General features: G+C 49.9%; 22 protein-coding genes and 2 pseudogenes. 6 read left to right on the top strand and 18 right to left on the bottom strand.

Annotated elements, in window-relative coordinates; translation table 11 throughout:
* Positions 1-32 precede the first annotated feature (32 nt).
* The 5 genes and pseudogenes from G5B12_RS14310 to G5B12_RS14290 all read right to left on the bottom strand — a co-directional run.
* The gene (locus tag G5B12_RS14310) at positions 33-2,483 is read right to left on the bottom strand and encodes a VirB4-like conjugal transfer ATPase, CD1110 family (RefSeq protein WP_334297808.1); all 2,451 of its coding nucleotides are present in this window, start codon (positions 2,481-2,483) and stop codon (positions 33-35) included.
* A complete protein-coding gene (locus tag G5B12_RS14305) occupies positions 2,464-2,832 on the bottom strand; it encodes a PrgI family protein (RefSeq protein WP_029730837.1) in 369 nt (122 codons plus the stop codon). The genes G5B12_RS14310 and G5B12_RS14305 overlap by 20 nt, the downstream gene beginning before the upstream one ends.
* 24 nt (positions 2,833-2,856) lie before the next feature.
* On the bottom strand, positions 2,857-3,726 hold the full coding sequence (locus tag G5B12_RS14300; RefSeq protein ID WP_055282538.1) for a VirB6/TrbL-like conjugal transfer protein, CD1112 family: 870 nt from the start codon (positions 3,724-3,726) through the stop codon (positions 2,857-2,859).
* Between the two features lie 27 nt (positions 3,727-3,753).
* A complete protein-coding gene (locus tag G5B12_RS14295; protein WP_005421639.1) occupies positions 3,754-3,966 on the bottom strand; it encodes a Maff2 family mobile element protein in 213 nt (70 codons plus the stop codon).
* A gap of 147 nt (positions 3,967-4,113) precedes the next feature.
* Positions 4,114-4,410 (bottom strand): annotated as a pseudogene (locus tag G5B12_RS14290) (VirD4-like conjugal transfer protein, CD1115 family); the annotation flags it as partial.
* A gap of 141 nt (positions 4,411-4,551) precedes the next feature.
* On the opposite strand from G5B12_RS14290, the gene G5B12_RS14285 reads away from it, so the two are divergent.
* The 5 genes from G5B12_RS14285 (at position 4,552) to G5B12_RS14265 (ending at position 9,759) form a co-directional block, all read left to right on the top strand.
* Entirely contained in the window at positions 4,552-4,734 is a 183-nt protein-coding gene (locus G5B12_RS14285) for a helix-turn-helix domain-containing protein (protein ID WP_055219551.1), read from the top strand.
* Positions 4,731-5,396 (top strand): response regulator transcription factor, encoded by a 666-nt coding sequence (locus G5B12_RS14280; protein ID WP_129873158.1) that lies wholly within the window; start codon positions 4,731-4,733, stop codon positions 5,394-5,396. Before G5B12_RS14285 ends, G5B12_RS14280 begins: the two co-directional genes overlap by 4 nt.
* Positions 5,393-6,307 carry a sensor histidine kinase gene (locus G5B12_RS14275; protein WP_055219555.1) on the top strand — a complete coding sequence of 305 codons (915 nt, stop codon included), beginning with the start codon at positions 5,393-5,395 and terminating at the stop codon, positions 6,305-6,307. The genes G5B12_RS14280 and G5B12_RS14275 overlap by 4 nt, the downstream gene beginning before the upstream one ends.
* 113 nt (positions 6,308-6,420) lie before the next feature.
* A complete protein-coding gene (locus tag G5B12_RS14270) occupies positions 6,421-7,089 on the top strand; it encodes an ABC transporter ATP-binding protein (RefSeq protein ID WP_055219593.1) in 669 nt (222 codons plus the stop codon).
* Between the two features lie 12 nt (positions 7,090-7,101).
* Complete coding sequence (locus tag G5B12_RS14265; RefSeq protein WP_139010028.1) at positions 7,102-9,759, top strand: ABC transporter permease; 2,658 nt, start codon at positions 7,102-7,104, stop codon at positions 9,757-9,759.
* An 81-nt stretch (positions 9,760-9,840) separates the two neighbouring features.
* Here G5B12_RS14265 and G5B12_RS14260 read toward each other — a convergent pair whose 3' ends face one another.
* The 7 genes from G5B12_RS14260 to G5B12_RS14230 form a co-directional block, all read right to left on the bottom strand.
* A complete protein-coding gene (locus G5B12_RS14260) occupies positions 9,841-11,490 on the bottom strand; it encodes a recombinase family protein (RefSeq protein WP_055219558.1) in 1,650 nt (549 codons plus the stop codon).
* Between the two features lie 72 nt (positions 11,491-11,562).
* Positions 11,563-11,730: a hypothetical protein gene (locus G5B12_RS14255; protein WP_009891878.1), complete on the bottom strand. Its 168-nt coding sequence runs from the start codon at positions 11,728-11,730 to the stop codon at positions 11,563-11,565.
* 267 nt (positions 11,731-11,997) lie between these two features.
* A complete protein-coding gene (locus G5B12_RS14250; protein ID WP_055219560.1) occupies positions 11,998-13,356 on the bottom strand; it encodes a virulence-associated E family protein in 1,359 nt (452 codons plus the stop codon).
* A complete protein-coding gene (locus tag G5B12_RS14245) occupies positions 13,316-13,876 on the bottom strand; it encodes a CHC2 zinc finger domain-containing protein (RefSeq protein ID WP_244096106.1) in 561 nt (186 codons plus the stop codon). Before G5B12_RS14245 ends, G5B12_RS14250 begins: the two co-directional genes overlap by 41 nt.
* A gap of 141 nt (positions 13,877-14,017) precedes the next feature.
* Entirely contained in the window at positions 14,018-15,262 is a 1,245-nt protein-coding gene (locus G5B12_RS14240) for a serine/arginine repetitive matrix protein 2 (protein WP_139010067.1), read from the bottom strand.
* 471 nt (positions 15,263-15,733) lie between these two features.
* Complete coding sequence (locus G5B12_RS14235; protein ID WP_055220683.1) at positions 15,734-16,039, bottom strand: hypothetical protein; 306 nt, start codon at positions 16,037-16,039, stop codon at positions 15,734-15,736.
* The gene (locus tag G5B12_RS14230; RefSeq protein ID WP_055220715.1) at positions 16,023-16,316 is read right to left on the bottom strand and encodes a hypothetical protein; all 294 of its coding nucleotides are present in this window, start codon (positions 16,314-16,316) and stop codon (positions 16,023-16,025) included. The genes G5B12_RS14235 and G5B12_RS14230 overlap by 17 nt, the downstream gene beginning before the upstream one ends.
* A gap of 365 nt (positions 16,317-16,681) precedes the next feature.
* On the opposite strand from G5B12_RS14230, the gene G5B12_RS14225 reads away from it, so the two are divergent.
* Positions 16,682-17,530 carry a helix-turn-helix domain-containing protein gene (locus G5B12_RS14225; RefSeq protein WP_174088596.1) on the top strand — a complete coding sequence of 283 codons (849 nt, stop codon included), beginning with the start codon at positions 16,682-16,684 and terminating at the stop codon, positions 17,528-17,530.
* 80 nt (positions 17,531-17,610) lie between these two features.
* On the opposite strand, the gene G5B12_RS14220 is transcribed toward G5B12_RS14225, so the two are convergent.
* From G5B12_RS14220 to G5B12_RS14195, 6 genes and pseudogenes are all read right to left on the bottom strand, one after another.
* The gene (locus G5B12_RS14220; protein WP_174088594.1) at positions 17,611-17,913 is read right to left on the bottom strand and encodes a hypothetical protein; all 303 of its coding nucleotides are present in this window, start codon (positions 17,911-17,913) and stop codon (positions 17,611-17,613) included.
* An 11-nt stretch (positions 17,914-17,924) separates the two neighbouring features.
* The gene (locus G5B12_RS14215; RefSeq protein ID WP_174088592.1) at positions 17,925-18,107 is read right to left on the bottom strand and encodes a hypothetical protein; all 183 of its coding nucleotides are present in this window, start codon (positions 18,105-18,107) and stop codon (positions 17,925-17,927) included.
* Positions 18,108-18,121: 14 nt separating this feature from the next.
* Positions 18,122-18,499, bottom strand: coding sequence for a TnpV protein (locus G5B12_RS14210; RefSeq protein WP_174088590.1), 378 nt, complete (start codon positions 18,497-18,499; stop codon positions 18,122-18,124).
* Positions 18,500-18,596: 97 nt separating this feature from the next.
* Positions 18,597-20,168 (bottom strand): annotated as a pseudogene (locus G5B12_RS14205) (VirD4-like conjugal transfer protein, CD1115 family); the annotation flags it as partial.
* Positions 20,169-20,245: 77 nt separating this feature from the next.
* Complete coding sequence (locus tag G5B12_RS14200) at positions 20,246-20,764, bottom strand: PcfB family protein (protein ID WP_029730832.1); 519 nt, start codon at positions 20,762-20,764, stop codon at positions 20,246-20,248.
* Between the two features lie 31 nt (positions 20,765-20,795).
* Positions 20,796-21,635 carry a DUF6017 domain-containing protein gene (locus G5B12_RS14195; protein ID WP_270213342.1) on the bottom strand — a complete coding sequence of 280 codons (840 nt, stop codon included), beginning with the start codon at positions 21,633-21,635 and terminating at the stop codon, positions 20,796-20,798.
* Positions 21,636-21,667 lie beyond the last annotated feature (32 nt).

Genomic DNA, 21,667 nt, shown 5'->3' with positions numbered 1-21,667 from the left:
TTTTACGGACGGCTACTGACCCCGCTGTCTATTCAACAAGCGGAACGTCTCGTCCAGTGAAACTCATCAATGTAATATCTGGTAGATTTATGTGCAGCACGATTGACTGTTACCCTGTTCCAGACCTGATCCTGAACAATCAGCATACCAAGTTTTTTAAGTTGCTTACCAAGGTCTTTAATGTCGAAACATACCAGACGGTTATTCAACTCAACATTCGTGCGATGGTTGAATACTTTAAGAGAACCATTAACATAGATTTCCAGTGCCGTTGCCAGACGCTGTGCCTCTGGTTCTTCCTGCTTGCGAAGCAGATTGTATAAATCCTCCAGTATCGGCATCTTCTCTGGAACCGGATCTGCAAGATAGTCCTGATATACCAAGCGGACACAACGGTCAATAATCGTCTTTTCTACTGGCTCCAAGCCATTCTTCCCACCTACTACCAGTTCACAAAGTGAAAGAATAAAATCTGATTTCAGAGATAACGGATCGTCATCATCCGCATAATTGGTGTTAATATCCATCGGATTGATATAATCATGACTAGTTGGCGAAATACGAACAACCTGTCCATTGAATGCCCGGACTATGGGAAAATACTCGCCTTCTGGATCACAGATAATAATATCGTCCTTTGTCACGATAAAAACATTGGTAATTTCACGTTTTGCCGCAAAGGACTTACCAGCTCCCGGAGTACCCACGATCAAGCCATTCGGGTTTTTCAGTTTCTTCCTGTCAGCCATAATCAGGTTGTTAGACAAGGCATTCAGACCGTAGTAAATGGATTCTCCACCCATAAATAATTCCTGTGTCGTGAACGGAACAAAAATCGCTGTTGAAGTTGTCGTTAATGCTCTTTTAATAGGAATCCAGTTTTTTCCAAGTGGCAGACTGCTCATAAGTCCCGGTTCCTGCTGATAATCAAGCCTCTTTAATGCACAATTATATTTCTGTGCAATACCTGCGGTCTGAAATACCACATTTTCCAGTTCCTGTTTATTTTTTGCAGTATTTAAAAACACCACCGTCACAAGAAACATTCTCTCATTCCTGGATTGCAAATCTTCCAGAAGCCTCTTTGCTTCCCCTCCGTAAGTATTCAAATCAGACGGGATAATATCCATATCATATCCGGAACGAACTGCTTTTTTCTGCTCCTCAATTTTCATCCTGTTAATATCTGTAACCTTTGCTTTTACCAACTTAATCGCTTTCATCTGGTCGATGGACTGGATGTGAAGATTCACAAGCAGATTGCAGTCCATTTCCAGAAATTCCGCAAGCATTTTATCAGTCAGCTCCGGTGCCAAAATCTGCAGGTAGGATACTGCCCCGATAGTATCTCCCATCTGAAAATCTTTTCCGTTCTTAAACACAAAACTGGATGGTGCGATATAGTCCTTGGTATTCAGTCCGGTACGCAGCACATCGTCATAGCTGAACCGGAACGGAACTTTATTGTCCTGGTTGAACGTTTCATACATAATCTGCAAACGCTCCACGCCATTCAACGGATAAGCAGACACCCCTAATACCTTAAAGTTATTGAGAATATCCGTTTCGATACGCTCCAGTTTCGGTTTTGCTTCCCGGATATTGTCTGCTTCGATTCCAAATGTAAGATACTTTGTTCTGACAAGACCATTATTTCCCTTTGCCAACTGGTTTCTGAGCATCTGAGCAAACTCCATACGCAGATCATCAAAACTGTCATTCTGCTTCTTAATGCGAATCACATCTTCATATTCTGCCATATTGCTGTGATGATTGATAAAGGACAACTGGAAATGAATCGTACTGTCAAAATAGTTCAGGAAATCACACCAGTTTTCAAAAATCGCATTTTTATCTTCGTTCTGTGCCAACTGATAGTTAATATCATAAAAACGGATGGTCTTGGAATAATAACCATCTTCCACACGACAGATACCGTCTTTTCCCATTTCTCTGTATGGAATAGACTGTTGTGCGGTAATCTTCTTTTCTTTATTTCCACCACTCGTATTCCTGTTTACTTTTTTTACAGCTCCCTTTTTACCATTGGATTTTACAGAAGATGACACTGCTGGTTTCGTCTTCTTTTTATATTTATTCTCTTTTTTCGCCTGTTTCTTTGCTGCTTTTTCTTCACGAGCTGCCAGCTTTGCCTCCTGCTTTGCACGTTTTTTATCTTCTTTTTCGTGTGCCTTATGAAGTTTTGCTTCATACTTCTGTGCTTTTTCCCAGGCTCGCTGCTCTCGTCTGCTTAATTTACGTCTTGGTCTGCGGATACCCCGATGTCGCTCCAGTGCTTCATACCCTGTAACCATAGGTACTCCCTTCAAACGCTGTCTGTCCTTGACAAAATCTTCTGCTTCATCCATGGCAAACACTGGTAAACCATCAGCAGAATCTGCTTCATCTAACCACCAGTCCTCTGGATAAGAAGCATCTTTGGCATGTTCTGGCAGCAATTTATCATTTTCTCTTCTTTCCACGAACTGTACCTCCCTTCGATTTTGTTATAATTTTTCTTTTCTCATACATATTTTCCACCTCATACTTTCGCAACGGAGGACGGATAAATTTTACTGTAATCATATTTTTCAGGACTTTTTCTAAAGGAAGTCCGTCTTTCTCATACATGGCAAACAAAAAAGCCGGAAGCATCAACAAACACATTCCGGTTGCCGCATTACTTGAACCAATCAATCCTCTTGCCAGGAAATAAAATGGAAGCCCTACTGCCGCTGCAATGCCAAGACAGATAAGCTGACGTTTTGTGAGGTTCAGAATAATCTTATTTTTAACTTTCGTCAGATCTTTGGGTACTGATACAAAAGCCATTTTCTATCATCTCCTTTTTTATATTTAATGTGTGTTAAACACACTCTTTGAGAAATTGGCTGTTTTCATAAGGCTGAAGCAAAGTACAACCGTATAAGCCATTACACTGAGCAATGCTGTATGCACGTTATCTGATACCTGTATATTAGCAACCAGTACGGAATAAATGCCCACACACACCATGATAAAAAATCCCTGGAATGCCAATGCGAATAATCCTCTTAAGTAATTGCTGCCAATCTGTCCCCATTCCCGATTGCTCATTGTTGCAAACGGAATTGCACCGATTGACGAATACAAGTAAATCTCAATCATACGTCCATAAAGAATGACCGTTATAAAAACGGAAATAACCTTTAAACACAGGCTTGCCAGAAGTGTTTCCAGTGCCAGTATGACCAGTTCCCCTACTTCCATTGATTCCATTGCCGTTTCCATTGAAGTGACCACCGAATCAATATTAATTGCTGTCTGATGATTGATCACTCCTGATGCCCGGTTCACTACATTCTGTCCCACATCAAAAATTGCCATAGTAATTGTGAATGCATTACTTACGAACCAGACTGCAACCCACATTTTAAAAAAATATTTGAAGAACATCCACGTATCAATGTCATGCATGTTGTTCTTCTCTGTGAGCATGGAAATCAGCTCATAACACAGCACAAAGGTTATAATCATCCCGGCAATCGGCACGATCACAGAATCTGACAGATTCTGAATCAGACTAAATATACTGCCATTCCATCCCTGGGGCGTTTGCCCAACCTGACTTGCAATATCACCGGTTTTTTCATTTACATCGGTAAACATGTTCGTCAGGTTTGAGCTGACCATGCCTGTAAGGAGGTTACGCATCCATTCTTCTATGGACTCAAAAATCTTATCCATGCGTGTTCTCCTTTCTTACTGCCACGGCTAAAATAAATTCGCCAGTAATGGTACAAGCTGTGTACCGATTAAAACGACACCTCCACCTGCCATAAGCTGCTTGATTCCCTGTGACTTCGCACCCGGATTATCATTACCATAACCTTCCAGAAGATTGATAACTCCCCAAACTGCAAGTCCTGCTCCGATTGCGACAACGAGTGTCTGTAAAATATTAATTGCTGATGTAAAAAACGCCATAATCTATGTTCTCCTTTCGTAACTCCTGTTTTTCATTGTGATTTTTTACTGGTTACTACTCGGAGGGTTCCGCCCTGATGGGCGGTCTTTCATGCTTGTGCATATCGCTACCTCCCAAAAGGGCATAAAAAAAGAGCTATGTATGTTTTACGTTACATGCCCTGTGCCTTCATTTTCATTATTTGATTGTTCTTCCAGTTCACTGCCTTCATACATATAAAGGTCGAACTGTTCTTCCGGATCTAACCGGACTTCCATCTGATGTTTCATGTATTCTTCCACATGGAACTCATTCTTTTTATCATAATCGGATAACTGCTTATACCGTTTATGTTTTGTAATGTCAAATTTATCACTGTAAAACGGACGGACACCACGAAGCTGTAAAATACACTTGTTACCGTCCATGACTGCCAGTTCATCCCGACTCATCAATTCTTTGCCACAATGTCAAGTGATGAATTAAAAAAAGCTATCAAAGAAATCCTTCTTCGATAGCAGCGTATTCAACATCTATTCACATTTCCTGCCTTGCGTTCTTCGAGCTAATGAAATATAATGAAAGAAATTGTCGGAGGTATGAGCATGGACTACATGACACTCAAAGAGGCAAGCGAAAAATGGGGCGTTTCGTCCCGTCAAGTCAACTATTACTGCGTCGAGGGGCGTATTCCCGGCGCTGTGAAAATGGCCGGTGTTTGGCTGCTTCCTAAAGATGCTGTAAAGCCGGTCGATGGCAGAACAAAGGAAGGGAGAGCACAGAAGTGAGTCGAATTTTGCTTTTAGAAGACGATGAAGCGCTGGGGCGTGGTATTTGTATGGCACTTGAAACACCAAACTGTACCGTCACACATTGCAGCACACGTCTCCAGGCAATCAAGATTTTGCAGGGCGTAGTTTTTGATTTATTGATTTTGGATATTAACCTGCCAGACGGCAGTGGGCTGGAACTGTTGCGAACACTGCGACAGAATGGCACCTCCACACCTGCTATTTTGCTTACGGCTAATGATTTGGAACTGGATGAAGTTACCGGTCTGGAAGCTGGGGCAGATGATTATATTACCAAGCCTTTCTCCTTGGCAGTGCTCCGGGCCAGAGTAAATGCCCAACTGCGGCGCTCTGTCCCGGTAAAGCAGGAACGGATCGAATTGAACGGTTTCATCCTCGACTTCACACGGATGGAGTTTTCCAAAGAAGGGACAATCATCGACCTTTCCAAGACAGAACAGCGCCTGTTGCGCCTGCTGGTGGAGAACCGGGGCCGCACGTTACCAAGAGAATTGCTGCTTGAAAAGGTGTGGGACGGCGGCGAGTTTGTGGATGAAAATGCCTTATCTGTGGCGGTGCGGCGCCTGCGCGGGAAGCTCGGGAATGCCCCGATCAGAACTGTGTACGGGGTTGGTTACACTTGGGAGGTAAGCAAATGACAGCTTTGACCTGGGTGTTGCTGGCTTTCGCTGTCATTGGGCTTCTATTTGGGCTCTGGCAGTGGACGGCCCGGCGCAGAACCGTTCAGCGGCTGGATAATATGTTGGAACAGTCTATTTCCAGTGGTTTTACCGAGGAACATTTTGATGAAACAGAACTGTCTGCGCTGGAGACAAAATTTGCTCGCTTCCTGCGCGGCTCTGCTCATACGCAAAAAACGATGAAAACCGAACAGGAAGCGGTGAAAACACTGATCTCCGATATTTCCCATCAGACGCGCACACCCATCGCAAATTTACTTGTATACGCTTCGCTTTTGACGGAAAGCGATCTGTCGCCGCGTCAGCGGGAACAAGTCCAGGCGCTGCTAACACAGGGGGAGAAACTGTCATTTCTGATTCAGACTCTGGTTAAGGCTTCGAGATTGGAAACAGGTATTGTGGTTCCAACTCCCACACTGGGTCCTGTGGCTCCTTTATTAGAGGCGACTGTCGAACAGGAAAGACCTGCGGCGGAAAAAAAGAAAATCACCTTGCAGAACCTTCCGTTTGTAGGCGACGCCTCCTTTGACCCGCGCTGGACAAGCGAAGCCCTTGGCAATGTTGTAAACAACGCGGTAAAGTACACACCCGCTGGCGGAAGGGTTACCGTATCTGCACAGATGCTCGAAACCTTTTGCCGGGTGGACGTGACGGATACGGGCCCCGGTATTCCAGAAGAAGAACAGGGCGGGATTTTTAACCGCTTCTATCGTGGTACGTTAACGCACTCGGCGGAGGGGCTTGGCCTGGGACTTTACCTGGCACGGGAAATTCTGTCCCTTCAGGGCGGTTATATCAAAGTATCCTCCAAACCAGGAAACGGAAGCACTTTCTCACTGTATTTGCCTCGTGCGTTGAATCGGATATGAAGAACAGGAAATCTTTCAACTCTGTTAGATTTGAGAAAGGCTCAGGAAAGAATTATGTGGTAAAGTCTGTATTGTCAAAAGGCAATGCAGACTTTTTTGTGGAGGTATACAAGATGACGATTTTAGAAACCAAAAACTTAAAGAAATATTACGGAAAAGGAGATACGCAGGTAAAAGCACTGGATGGTGTCAATCTCAGCGTGGAGGACGGGGAGTTCGTAGCCATCGTGGGCACCAGCGGCTCCGGCAAGTCCACCCTGCTCCACATGCTGGGGGGCCTGGACCGGCCCACTTCCGGCTCCGTCACCGTGGACGGGAAGAACATCTTCTCCCTGAAGGATGAGGCACTCACAATTTTTCGCCGCCGAAAAATTGGTTTTGTATTTCAAAGTTTTAACCTGGTGCCGGTGCTGACGGTGCGGGAAAACATCGTTTTGCCCATCCAGTTGGATGGTGGTAAAGTAGATGAGCGCTATGTAGGTGAGGTAGTCACCGCCTTGGGGCTGGAAAAGAAGTTGAACAGCCTGCCGGGGCAGCTTTCCGGCGGCCAGCAGCAGCGGGTGGCTATCGCCCGTGCCTTGGCGACCAAACCGGCCATTCTCCTGGCCGACGAACCGACCGGAAACTTGGACAGCCGTACCAGCCAAGATGTACTGAGCCTGATGAAGGTGACGGGCCGGAAATTTTCCCAAACGATGGTCATGATTACACACAACGAAGAAATTGCCCAACTCTCTGACCGAATTGTCCGCATTGAGGATGGGCGGATTGTGACACAGTAAGGGGGGAGAGCCATGAAAGTTTCAAATCGAAAATGTGTTCGCCATTTGGCGTGGAAAAGCCTGCTGGCAAGCCGCACGCGCAATCTGATTGCCATTGTGGCTATCGCCCTGACAACGATGCTGTTTACTTCTCTATTCACCATCGCCTTGTCCATCAACGATGGGTTTCAGCAATCCAATTTTCGACAGGTGGGCGGCTTCTCCCACGGCGGATTTAAGTACATGACCCAGGCGCAGTTTGATGAACTGAAGGATGATCCTCTCATCGGCCAGTGGGGCGAACGGAGATACCTGGGTATGCCTAGGGAGGCGCCTTTCAATAAAGCTCATGTGGAGGTGAGCTTTGCCGACGCCAACGAGGCCCACTGGATGTACTGTGACCCGGTGGAAGGCTCTTTGCCGCAGGAGGGCACCGACCAGGCTGCTACCGACACCCATGTACTGGAACTGCTGGGCATAAAGCCGGAGATCGGGGCCGAGTTTACCCTCACTTTTGACGTAGATGGACACGAAACCACTCAAACCTTCACCCTCTGTGGCTGGTGGGAATACGATGAGGCCATTGTGGCGAACCATGTCCTGATTCCCGAAAGCCGGGTGAACGAAATCCTGGCGGAAGTGGGCGTAGATCCTGACAGCCCTGATGACGGCATGACAGGCCGGTGGAATTTGGACGTGATGCTGAAAAGCGACTCCCGACATATCGAGCGGGATTTGAACCAAATTTTGGAAAACCACGGCTACCAGAGCGAGACCGCTGGGGACAATTACATTGATACCGGCGTCAACTGGGGCTACACCGGGGCCCGGATGTCCGACATTGTGGACCCCATGACGGTCATGGCCATTGCCGGGGTAATCCTGCTTATCGTTTTCACCGGGTATCTCATCATCTACAATGTGTTCCAGATCTCGGTGGCCGGGGATATCCGGTTCTATGGCCTTCTGAAAACCATCGGCACCACCCCCCGGCAACTGCGGCGGATCATCCGTCTGCAAGCCCTGACCCTCTCTGCTGTTGGTATCCCCATCGGGCTGGTGATCGGCTGGCTGATCGGCGGGCAGCTAACCCCGGTGATTGTGGCCCGGCTCAACGGGATTATGCCAATGACCTCTGTAAGCCCCTGGATCTTTGTCGTTTCCGCGGCCTTCGCACTGCTGACGGTGCTGATCTCCTGCCGGAAGCCGGGACGGATGGCGGCCAGGGTCTCCCCGGTGGAGGCAGTGCGCTACACCGAAGGCAGCAGCGAAAAGACCCGTGTTAAGGGCCGGAAGGCCCGAAAGGTCAGTTCCTTCACGATGGCCTGGGCCAACCTGGGCCGCAGCAAGGGAAAGACCGTGGTGACGGTGCTGTCGCTGTCACTGGCGGTGGTGCTGCTTACTGTGACGGTGAACTTTGCCGGTGGCTTTGATATGGACAAGTATGTGTCCAATTTCACCGCCAGCGATTTCATTGTGGCCAATGCTGGAAAATTCCAGACCAGCACCCTGTTCAGTGCGGAACAGGCCGTGCCCCAGTCCGTCATTGATGACATCGACGCCCAGGGCGGCATCACCGACAGCGGCGTGGTGTACGGCCAGACCTCTCCTGTGCTGGAGTACGTCACCGAAGACTGGTTCCGGCAGAACAAGCAGAACTTCTACACCCCGGAGGAGATGGACAACCTGATACGCCTGACTGATAAGAACGAGGCGGGCCTGCTGGCCGACGGGGTTCAGATCTCCGGTATGAGCGATTTTGCCCTGGACCACCTGACGGTGCTGGAGGGAGATTTGTCCGCCCTCTACGAGCCGGGCAGCCGGGCTATCGCCGCCGTATACTCAGAGGACGATTATGGAAACGCAGACATGGCCTCCCACTGGGCCCGGTTGGGGGACACCGTCACCCTCCGCTATGTGGAGGAGAGCGAGTATTACGACCCAGACACCGGCGAGGTCTGGGCTTCCCTGGAGGATGTGCCGGACGGGGCCAACTGGGTGGAGCGGCCGGTGAAGTACCGGGACGTTGACTACACCGTGGCGGCCCTGGTGACGGTGCCCTCCGCCCTCAGCTACCGCTACTATGGTAGCGATGAGTTCATCCTGAACGACGAGACCTTTGTCCAGGACACCGGCACGTCGGATGTGATGTACTACGCCTTCGACACCACCGACGAGACCAACGCCGCCATGGAGTCCTTCCTGGCGGATTACACTGAGAACGTCAACCCGGAGCTGGACTACGAGAGCAAGGCCACCTATGCTGGGGAATTTGAGAGTATGCGCTCCATGTTCCTGCTGCTGGGCGGTGCGCTCAGTTTCATCGTTGGGTTGGTCGGTGTGCTGAACTTCTTCAATGCCATCCTGACTGGCATCATTGCACGTCAGAGGGAACTGGCGGTGCTCCAGGCCGTGGGCATGACCGGACGGCAACTGCGCGCTATGCTGATCTGGGAAGGATTGCTGTACGCTCTGGGGGCGGCAGGGCTGGCTCTGATTTTGACGCTGACGTTGGGCCCGATTGCCTTCCAGGCGGTGGAAGGACTATTCTGGTTTTTTACCTACCATCTGAACCTCACGCCCTTCCTGTTCATCATCCCTCTCTTTGCCTTGCTTGGGGCTGGTATTCCTGTTATCACCGGCCATGAGATGGCAAAACGCACCGTAGTGGAACGGTTGCGGATGGAGTAAACCCAATCAATATAATGCTGCCGGACGACGGCAAAATAAAAGCCCCATCCCTCAATGGTTGTGAGAGATGGGGCAAACTATTTACGCTGCAATCTCCGGGATTTCCCCGACAAAGTTATACACGATCTTGACTTCCTGCACCTTCTGGCCGTCCACCTTTTTGACCTCGCCAATCAGGATTTTGCTGATAAGCCGGTTCAGTACCGCCTCGTCCAGTTCCTCAATGGCGGCATAGCGCCGGATTTCCTTGATAAAGGTGCGGACTTCGCTTTCCTGTGCGTCCGCCCGGCTCTGCATCAATGCCAGATCGTGCAGGCGTTTCTGGTTGGCTTCCTGTTCCTGTTCCAGCGCCGCCGTCAGCTTCATAAACCGCTGTTCAGTCAGGACGCCTTTGGCCTTATCGGTGTACAGGCTTAAAAACATCCCGTCAATTTCCTGATTCCGGGCTTCCAGCCGTTTCCGTTCCTTCTCTGTCTGGGAAGCGTCCACCAGATACCGGCGCTCCATCCGGCTGCTGAGCCGCTGGTAAAACGCATCGGCGTCCTTCATGGCCTGCGCCGCCAGTTCCTGTATATCCTTCAGCACCAGATTGTACAAATCCCTGGCCTCGATCTTGTGGCTGGAGCAGACCTTGCAGCCCATGCGGTTGTAGGTCTGACAGATATAATACGCCTTGTCGATCGGCTCCCGCATCTCGCCGGTGAAGCGGTTCTTCCCGGTTCTCCCGACCTTCTCATACCGCACCTGCATGGACTTCCCGCAGGTGGCGCAGTAGACCAGCCCGTGGAACAGATTATAAAAGGGGCAGGAATTTCCCTGAATGGTCGGTCTGCGGTCAATCAGTTCCTGCACCTGTTGCCATTCCTCCGGCGTCACAATGGCCTCGTGGCAGCCCTCGATCACTTCCCACTGGTCACGGGGGATAATATCATAGGTGTTGGAGCGGATGCCCTTCTGGTGCGTCCGAAAGACCAGATGTGCGCCTTTATAGAAGGGATTCCGCAGGATATGGCTGATTCTCGCCCCTCCCCAGGAATAATAGTTGGCGTCAAACTCCGTGTTGGCCTTGACACGGGTGATGGGGATTTTTTCTTCCATCAGCCGTTTGGAAATCCTCATGCAGCCCAGCCCGTCAAGGGCATAGTCATAGATTTTGCGGATGATCGGCGCTGTCTCCGGGTCAAGGATAAGATGCCCTTTGTCCTCCGGGTCACGCATCAGACCAAACGGCGGCGTCCCGCCGCAGAACTTTCCCTGCCGGGAGCGGGTAGTGATGCCCGCCAGCACCTTCTTGGAAATATCCCGGCTGTACATATCGTTCAGGATATTCTTAAAGGGTGTGATGTCCATCTCCTGACGGGTCAGGCTGTCCACGCCGTCCGTGACGGCGATATAGCGTACATTGTGTTTGGGGAAAAAGATTTCGATATAGCTGCCGGCTTCGATATAATTCCTACCAAGCCTCGATAGGTCTTTCGTGACCACGCAGCCGACCTTTCCCGCCTCAATGTCAGCGATCATGCGCTGGAACGAGGGACGGTTGAAATTGCGGCCCGTGTAGCCGTCATCCACATAATACTCATACTGGAACATCCCATGCTTTTCTGCGAAGTCCCGAAGCATAAGTTTCTGGTTGCTGATGCTCATACTCTCATTGTCGCCGCCGTCATCCAGAGAGATGCGGCAGTAGAGAGCGGTGATTTTCTCATAGACTTGTTTTTTCCTGCTCATAGCGTTCTCCTTCTATGAACAGGGACACGATACCATTATAGTACCATGTCCCTGTCCCTGAATCAACCGTTTTTACGCAGCTTTTTCTGCCATTTCCCGCTGATGACGCCATTCCTCGAAGTGTTCGCAGGTCTGGCGCTCAATGAGCTGCTCAAAGGCTTCCCGCATGGACTTCTCCCCGGAGAACTCCCGCACCACCACAAAACGGACTTTATTCTTCTGATTTTTGCTTTTTTCCATAGGCTACCTCCATAGAGAGACAGGCCTGACGGCAGCATCGGCAACGAAGTCCGGCAACGAACCTCTGAAAACCTGTAAACTACCGTCTGGCCTGTAAATCTTACTTTGTGAATTTTCTTGAAAAATCTCGTTGCTTTCGTTGCCGGAGATAAAGATAAATAGTAAAATATCCCTTAGTTATTGGCTTTTCCTGTATCCAGACAGGGAAATCCCCGGCAACGAACCCGGCAACCAACTGGCAACCATCCCGGCAACGGACCGCCATTTTCAGGCGATCCACTCCTTCGGAAGCTCCAACTGGCGGCATTCTTCCTCGGATAGTTCCACAAATTCATCTTCGTTGCCGGGCAGTTCGTTGCCGGAAACATCCCGTTCCCAGCCCTTCTGCCTGCCGTATCCGGCGAACATTCTCGGATTCGAGAACGGCTTCCAGCCCGTCACCACCGTATTCATGATCTCGTTGATATTGTGAAGCTGCCACCGCTTCGGCTCGTCATAAGTGTGGCCCAGCGCCTCCTTGAAAAGCTGTTTGGAGCAGACCATGCTGCCGGTGTAGTGTTCCAGAAATCCCTGTATCTGCCCGGCCTCGGTGTCCTCCGGCATGAAATCCTTCTGCACCTCCACAAGCTGGCGCTGGATGGACTTGCTGAACTTCATGGAATAGTGGCCGCTTCGGTAAACCGTCATGGCCTCCGCCCAGACCTGCAACAGATAGGCTCTGGAAGCGTCCTCGTCCTCCAAAATGTGAACCTCCGCATTCTCCGGGTAAATCATGATGGGAAGGAAGCGCCGGTTCCCGGCCCGGTCAAGGGGCAGGAAGTCCAGCGTGTTGGAAGAACCGCCGAACACGCACTGCCGCAGCCGGTCTTTGGGCTGGGCCTCATAGGGTGTGCGGTAGGTTTCCTTCTGGCGGCTGATAAACGAGCGGATTTCCTCAATGCTTTTGGCGCTGCTGGTGGCCAGCATTTCCGACATCTCGATGATCCAGTGGCCTTGCAGCTTCAAATACACCCTGTCATCATCCAGCTTTTTCAGATCGTCACTGAACCACTCGTCCCGGATCGCCAGCAGGCGGAAGAAGCTGGACTTACCAGCCCCCTGGCCGCCCACCAGACAGAGCATTTCCTCGTATTTGGAGCCGGGGAAAAACACCCGCCGGATAGCGCCCAGCAGAAAGTGTTTTAACATTTCCTCCACATAGTCGCTGACCTCCGCACCTAAGAAGTGATGGAGACAGGAGCGGATGCGGGGCGTCCCGTCCCATACAAGGCCGTTCAGCACGTCCTGTATGGGATGGTAGCAGTTCTCATTCGCCACGATGGAAAGCGCCGCCGTCATTTTCTTCTCGCTGGTCAGGCCGTAGTTCTGCTCAAAATAGAGAAGCAGATACTTCACATCCGTATCTGTCAGGGCGCTGGTGTTCCTGCGCCAGCCCAAATCCCGCACGATGTCCACCCGGTCAGTCAGGAGGTTCAGGCGGATCGCCCCACGCAGGAGAGGGTCATGGCAGAACACCGTCCGGCAGTTGCCGATGGTGTTGGCGGGCTGGCCTTTCTCCGTGACGGACAGGCTTTCCCGCACCTCGTCAACGCTCTGCTCCGGCGCTAAGGCTTCGGCTGCGCTCATAGCGGCCTGCCGGGTGGCTGGCGGTAAACTCTGATATTCGCTGCTCAATCTTCCTCACCTCTTTTCCATACTCAGCGACCACGCAGGCCCGTTCCTCCATACTGCCGGACAAAAGAATATCCAGCAGATACTCCGTGTACGGTTTCTTTTGCAGGGCCTCCACAAACAGCGGGTTCCATGCTTCCTCCGGCGTATACGGGGCATATTCCTTCTCCCAGCGTTCCAGCAGATGCAGATAATCGCACAGTACCCGGAAGCATTTCTGCTCCGCCTGCCGGTAGCGCAGTTCCTCGCTGATTTTCCGTCTGACCGGCCTCCTGCGGGGCGGGTCATGGCCTTTGGCGTCAAAGCTGACCGAGAAATCCTCCGCCAGCTTCAAGGCCGCCTCTTTTTTGTTCAGCCCGAACAGACGGGCGGCAAAATCAATCACATCCCCGTCCGCCTGACAGCCGAAACAGTGGAACCGGCGGTCAACCTTCATGCTGGGATGTTTGTCATCATGGAAGGGACAGCAGGCCATCCCGTTCCTGCCGACCCGTACCCCGTAAGATTCCGCAGCCTGCCTTGTGGGGACAGCCTGCTTCACCGCTTCAAATACATTCGATTTTCTCACCTCCAGACAGAGAAAAAGGCACCCGGTTTCCGCAGGAAATCAGATGCCTTACAACTCCATATCCTGTTTCTTTGTGGGGGCGATCCGCCCCTCCCGTTCCCAACGCTCCCGGTTATCCCGGTCAGCGTCAATTTTTGCCTTTGCCAGCATATCCATAATGGATTCTTTGGCTTTCTTCTTGACCTGCTCCTTCCCGGCCTGCTTGACTTCCGGCTGCATCAGCGTCCGCTGGATTTTTGCCAGAGCAGTCTGCATGACATTTTTAATCTTGTTAATGACCCCATCCAGACGGGCAGCGGCGTACTCACGCTCCTTCTTTGGAGCCTTGCGCTCCGGCGAAAGCACCCATTTTTTCGATTCCTCCACCAGACGAATATCTTCCTTGTGCGTCTCCTGCCGGACGGTATCGGTCACGACCTCCACCGCCTTGTCATAGGCCGCATCGGAAACATCATCCAACAGCGTCTCCACGTCCTCGATTTTGAGCGTCAGTTCTTCCAGCTTCTGCTCCTGCGCCGCAAGCTGCTCCTTCTGCTTCATCAGGATATAATCCTGTTTTTCCAGATAGTCCCGCCCGCCGTAGGACGGCTCCTGATCCAGATGCAGCCCATGCCATCTGGCGATGTCAAACAGGATCGTCCGGCAGACCGCATCAAAGGTCTGCTTGCGGTTGTTGTTCCGGCCTTTGGGCTTCTCCGGGTTGGGGAGAGGGATGCCCAGTTCTTCCAGCGCCTTTTCCTGCTGGGGGCACAGCTCCCCGTAGCGGTTCTCACAGTCAAAGACGTGCCGCTCATGGATGTGGGGCGTCCCCTCGTCCAGATGGAGCGCCCAGTCTAAGATGTGGATATGGGAACCGAAGCGGCGCTCAAATTCCTCATAAAACTCATTGACGATGGAAAAGAGCGTATCCGGCGGGACGGATTCTCCCATCGTGCCAATCTGGTAGATGCTTTCCTCCGGGCAGGTCTTGTTATTTTTCAGCAAGTCCTCCACGGTGCGGTTGCGCTCCGTGTGCCGGGTTTTCTCATTCCGGGCGTTCTGGGCCTCCACATGGCCGCCGTAATGCTCGTAGTAGTACATCCGCTCGATTTCCTCAAAGCTGAAATCCGGCTGCTCCGGGTTTTCCCGGAACTCGTGTGTCGTAAAGCCCCGGTAGCAGTCCCAGTAGACATTCTGCCTTGCCCGTTCTGCGTCAATGTGTTCGCTGTTCTCCACATCGAACCGGCGGTCATTGTGGCGGGGATTATAGGTGCCATGCTTGCCGGAGCGTCCATTGTGTCGTGTCAGTTTCAAACAGATTTCCTCCTTCCTGCGAAGATGCTGCGGGGCCGGGAAGGGGCGGCGAAGCCGCAAATCCTGCGAATTTTGCGTCAGGTAATACCCAGTACGACTTGACGCAGGCATCAACTCTCCCTGGGCAAGGCGTTTCACCCTTGACCCGATGGGGCGGCTGCCCTCAACCCGCCAAGGCACTTCGTCCTTGACCCGATAATGGCTGCCGCCCTTAACCCGCCAATGGGCGTTGCCCCTTGACCCCAGCAGTGCGCTGCCGCCCCTGCACCCCGGCACAAAGGGCTGGCTGCCCTCTGTACTCCCGCAGGCGAAGCTGGCTTCCACCGCAAGAGCGGTGTTTGCCAGTTTCACCGGCTCCGTATCCGCACATTTGCGCCCATAGGCGGGGAGTGGATACGGAATACGCCTGCGGGGATTGCCGGTCAAAATGCCGGGTGCAGACCCGGCATTTTTGCCGTAATCGCCCCGATTTCAGGCGATTTTTTCTTCCGCTCCCACCACCTGAAAGCCATGCTCCTTTGCGTAGGCGCTGGCAGCGGCTTTCCGTTCCTCGCTGTACGGCGGCACCAGCCGGATCGACAGCCGGGACTTATCCAGCACATAGGTCACGCTGCCCTCCGGCGTGCTGCGCTCCAACCGGCACAGCAGCGGGTACTTCCGGCTGAAATCAGCCAGCCTGCGCTTCAAGCTGGCGTTGAAGGTGTAGATGCTGGCAAGGTTCTCCGCCTCGTTCCAGTTGATGATGGTTTCTTTCTCATACTTAGACAGCTTCCTCATACAGATCCTCCTCATAATCAGTGTAAGATTTCAGCACACGCAGGCTGCGCTTTAGACAGCGGTACTCGTCCATCTCCATGCGCAGATGGTGGTAAAAATCCTCGTACCAGCTTTCGCCCACCTCCGTCTCCACCTTCCGGGCCAGCCCCAGCATCCGGCGTTTGGCCTCCGGGTCAACTGTTAGGGCCGTCAGCCATTTCAGCCGTGTCACCGTATTGTGGTGGCTGGGACAGCCGTAAGCGTAGAGAATCTTCTTTTCTTTCATACTCAGTGTCATAATGATTTCCTCCGTTTCTTTGCTGCGGAGCCATGCGCCCCGCATGATTGATAAACTTGTTTCTGTCTGCCGGTCTGCCTGCAAGCCGCTCCTGCCCGGAATTTCTCCCGGCGTATCGGCCTCTTTGGTGCGCTCGATTTCTGTCCTGGCGTCACTTCCCCGGAGGCCATACCCCTTGCAGCCGGTCATTCGATTTTCAAGGTTCTGTGCCTGTCTGCAAGAACCATTCTATCGAAAAAAGGGGGCTGCTCCCGTATATCCAAGACGTTGGAAAAACGCTCGAAATCCGCATATTTCCACGCTTATGGAATCGTGCTATAATAGATGTATTCACTGAAAAAAACGATAACGAGAGGGGGCATTGGATGTACACAAAACTGTCAATCCCAGAGCGGCTCAAAGACCTGCGGGTGGTGGACAAGCACCTGACACTGGAACAGCTGGCGGATCAGACAGGGCTTTCCAGATCGGCGCTGGGAAAATATGAAAGCGATGATTATAAGGACATCAGCCCGTTTGCGATTGCGACACTGGCGGAATTTTACGGCGTGTCCACCGACTATCTGATGGGGCTGTCCGAAAATAAAAATCACCCAAACACAGAACTTCAGGCTCTGCATCTGAGTGACGATATGGTGGAGCTTTTGAGCAGCGGCAGGATCAACAACCGGCTTCTCTGCGAACTTGCCACACATCCGAACTTTCAGCGGCTGATGGTGGATATGGAAATCTTCATTGACCAGATTGCCGATATGCGGGTGGAGCAGATGAACCTGATCCTCGAAGCTACCCGGCAGACTGTCATCAGCAGCCATGCGCCGGGAGAGAACGACCTTTATATGCGGACGCTGGAACTGGGGCAGATACAGGAGAGCGACTTTTTCAGCCATGTCCTGCATGACGATCTGGACAGCATTGTCCGGGACATACGGAAGGCACATCTAAAAGACAAGACCACCGCCGACCCGCAGCCCACGCTGGAGGATGTCAAGGAACAATTTGAACAGGCCGTCCAACAGGGCAGCGATATAGAAATGCTGATCCGCGAATTCTGCGATAAGTTGCAGATACCCTTTGAGAAGATTTCCTCGGAGGATTTCTCGGCGTTCCTGCGGATACTGAGCCTGTCCAAGATGCTCAAAAATCCCAACAACATGAGGGGGAAGGCCAAGCCGCAGCCGTACTATGCGCCCAAGCGGAAGAAACGCAGGTAATGAAAAAGCCGCCCAACCTGTACCGTTGGACGGCTTTCGACCCGTTTGTGGGTGGAATAAAATATGCGGTTATACATCCGTTAGCTGACCGTTTTCATCAGCTTTTTCATAAACTTCCAGAGACGGATGCCATCTTTGAGGCCCAGCCGGTAAAAGAAGCATTCGCTTTCTGCGCCGGAATCAAAGATGGAATCACAGTAGTGCCTTACAGCGTCCTTCTGTTCCTCAGACAATGCGCTGATCGCTTTTTCATACTCGGTTTCCAAGCGAAGGTAATCCGCTTTTTTCTCCTTGCCGGTTTCTGCCTCCCGCCATTTAGCGAATTGACTCTGCATCCGCTCCTGAATCATCAAATCAACCAGTTTTTCAATATCTGTACCCATAAGCGGCCTCCTTATGCTGGACGGATATAATTCCGGTATGTTTCCAGGACGGAATCCGACACACCGCTTTTATACACTTTGCGAATGTCGGAGATTTCCGCTTTCTTCAGCAGTTTCAGACATTTCAGCAGTTCGGCTCTGCCGTTGACAAAGTTACAGTAGCGCTCATCGGAGTATTCGATACGGTATCTCATAGACAGGCACCTCCTTAAACATAAATCATCTCAGACCGGATGATTTCCTCTGCCCGGCTACGGATGCTGTTCATGGCTCCAACCCAGGCAAGCTGGTCACAGGCTTTCAGTTCCTCGGTGACGCCCTCCGCAGCCTGCATCTGCGAGATGATTCTCGTCAGCCGGTCATCAGCCTGCTCGTTCAGATCGGCAAGATACGTCCAGAGTTTTCCCGACAGAAGCAGTTCGTTGTACTGGCCGGGCTTGTGTTCTTGTAGAAACACCTTGTGCATCCGGCCCCACCGTCCAATGGGGCGGCTTTCCTCCGGCAGCTTCAGATCGGGGATGTAGTAGTCTCCCACCAGCGTATAGCTGATGCCGTTGTGATGATTTTTCTTTGGTAAATGCTCCATGTTCGACCTCCTGTATTCAGTTTTTTCAGAATCCAGTTGATCGTGTCCCTGTTCATGTGAAATTCAAGGCAACTGAACTCTTCACGAACAAGTATGGCACATCTTTTCCTGTTTTCTGATAGTTCAAACCGTAAGATCTGCTCTGTCCTCTTGTATCAGAAGTGTTATATAAGTCAATGGTTTCCTTACCCAGTGTTTCTGAAATTTCTTTCAGAGTGGTACTTTCCTTACCTCCCAGGAACAACATTGTGTCACAATTTCCCGTAATGGTTTCGGCTGCATCCTTGTAAATTGTCTTGAGCTGCGACTGGGACTGGAGTATAATGGAAGCAGAAATTTCCCTGCTTCGGATCGTTGCAATCAGCTTGTCGAACTTCGGAATCTGACCGATATTTGCGAACTCGTCACAAAGGATTCTCACATGATAAGGCAGTCTTCCATGATGAACATCATCGGCTCTGTCGCATAACAGATTGAAAAGCTGACTGTACATCATAGCAACCACAAAGTTAAAAGTATCGTCTGTATCCGAAATTACAATAAACAGTGCAGTTCTCTGATCTCCAATCATATCCAGTTCCATTTCATCATAAGAAGTCAGTTCCCTAAGTTCCGCAATATCAAACGGAGCAAGTCTGGCACCACAGCTGATCAAAATCGACTTCGCCGTTTTTCCTGCAGCCAGTTTGTATTTTTTATACTGCCTTACTGCAAAGTGGTTCGGCTCGTCCCTTTCCAACTCCTCAAATAACAGATCCACAGCATTTTTAAACTCTTCATCTTCTTCCCTGGTTTCACTGGCATTGATAAATTCCAGCAGGGTTGAGAAATTCTGTTCTTCTTCTGGTGCTTCATAATAGATATAACCAATCAAAGCACAATACAGCAGACGTTCTGCTTTCGTCCAGAAATCCTCGGAAGATTTTTCTCCCTCGCCCTTGGTATTTACCATGATTGTATTTACCAGTTTCAGAATATCTTTTTCTGAACGGATGTAATGAAATGGATTATAGTGCATACTCTTGGCAAAATTGATGGTATTCAGCACCTTGATTTTATAAGGAGCCATTACCACTCTGCCATTTTTATCACGTAAAATCTTCCCATTTTTATCTTTCTTCGGTGTCCCTCGTGCTAACATTTTACCACATTCCACGATGATAGTCCCCTTTGGATCAGTTACCACAAAACTCACATTATCCGGCATCTGCATAAGCTGCGGTTTCACATAAAATCGAGTCTTTCCACTACCAGAACCTCCGATCACTATGACATTCTTGTTTCTGGCATACTTCGGTTTCTTTGGTCTGCTGTTCATGGTCAGACGTTCCGTTTGTGTCAGCAGAATATTATTCTCAAAGACCGGATCAATAAAAGGTGCTATATCCTTTTCATTTCCCCATCTGGCAGAACCATATTCCTCCCCCTGGCGAAACTTCTTTCCATTCTTTCCCTTGAAATATACCACTGCCCATATGCCAACTGCTGCGATTGTTCCCGCAACCAGACTTTTCAGCTTCATGCTTGGCAACAGCTTCTTAAAAGCTAATGGATAATTCATAAGAAGAACCATCAGCCTGTCTACTACTGTACTGCCCCTGCAATACTGATAAAGCCAGGTACATTTATTTACCACATAAAACACAACCACATACGGTATATGTAGCATAACCTTTTTTATTACTTCCACATTCGGGGGACGCACCCGAAAACCTTTCAGTTTTTTCTTTATATTTTTTATCCCACTCATAATGTTGGCTCCTTCTGCTTCTCTTTTGATTTCTCCCGTTCTCTCTGTTTGTCCTGGTTACGGGCTGTGATTGCCTGCTGTAATTTCTTACGGACAGATGGTTTCTTGGTTTTATTCAGTGTCTTTCCGGTAAACTCCCGAAATGCTGCTGTCATCACCTCCACATCTCTCGCCTTAAAGAAAACAAAATATCTTGGTGGATCTACAGACTTATCACGTTTTAGGCTGAAATCAATACCATATTTTTTTGCAACCTTTTCAAAAGCCTTAATGTTATTATCTGTAATCTCAATGTTGGAAAGTTGAATATTCTGCTGTGTCAGCTTCTTTAAACTCTGCTTTCCATGATATTCTTTATCCGGAGGTGCCTTTGTCTGCTGTTTTCTTGCTTTCTCTGCTTTTTCTTTCTCCACTGCCGCCAGAAAACGCATCATTGCCTGTTTCAATAAACGGACTGTCACTTTTCCACCAGTGATACATAACGATACGGTTTTCTCATTTACTTCTTCCTGCAATAGAATCACTCCCTTCCTGAAAATCCAAAATTCATATATTCCCTTCGTACATATCATGCTGCACCAAAGATGAGTAATAATTGCTGATGGTCAGCGGTGCATTATATAATACTGCCAACAAATACTGACGCATATTTACTACTTTACTGGTATTTTCTTTCATGCAATGCAATACGAACCGAATATGCTCTGCATCCAGTTTTAAAAACTGGCTTTTTACTACGGATAAAGGTTTTCTGTCCCCTCCAATCCGTATAAACTCCTGTTCCGAACACACCACATCTACCATTAACCCCACAATCTCATCCAACATATGCCGGTTGAAATCATCTACGATATAGTCATATCCAATGTGTTCAAGGATAATCTGCTGATAAGCATTCCTTTCAGCTTCTTTCCTTTTCACTTCACTGGCATCTGAATAGAAAGAAAGATACTCTGTATCGTTATTCTCAGTATTACTATCCTCTATATCATTACCTGGCAGTTTACACCTGTCTGCATCGGTCATTTGTACCTTTCCTGAGAAGTCATTTTGACCTGTCTGGAAGTTTTCTTTGAACCGTTCTGGTGATACGCATTTTTTTACATAGATTCTATCGGGATTTCCCAATCCCTGTCTAACTCTCGTAATCAATCCGATTCCTTTCCGGTCATCCAGTTCCTTTAACAAGCACCGGACTTTTTTTACTCCACATCCCATAAGCCCTGCTATCTGCTCCTGCGAAAAATATATATACACTTTTCCCTCCGAATCCATCCACCGATTCTTCACAGATAACTGCATCCGGTCTAGCAATAGACCATACAACAACTTAGCTTCACAGGTCAGTTTTCCAAATACCGGACTGGTAAAGAGAATCTTGGGAATCCGATAGAACGTATACTGTTCTGCTTCCTCCC

This window comes from Blautia sp. MSK.20.85, assembly GCF_013317245.1.
Lineage (GTDB): Bacteria > Bacillota > Clostridia > Lachnospirales > Lachnospiraceae > Blautia_A.
The sequence above is the reverse complement of the archived record's forward strand: the minus strand, read 5'-3'. Positions and strand labels throughout refer to the sequence as shown.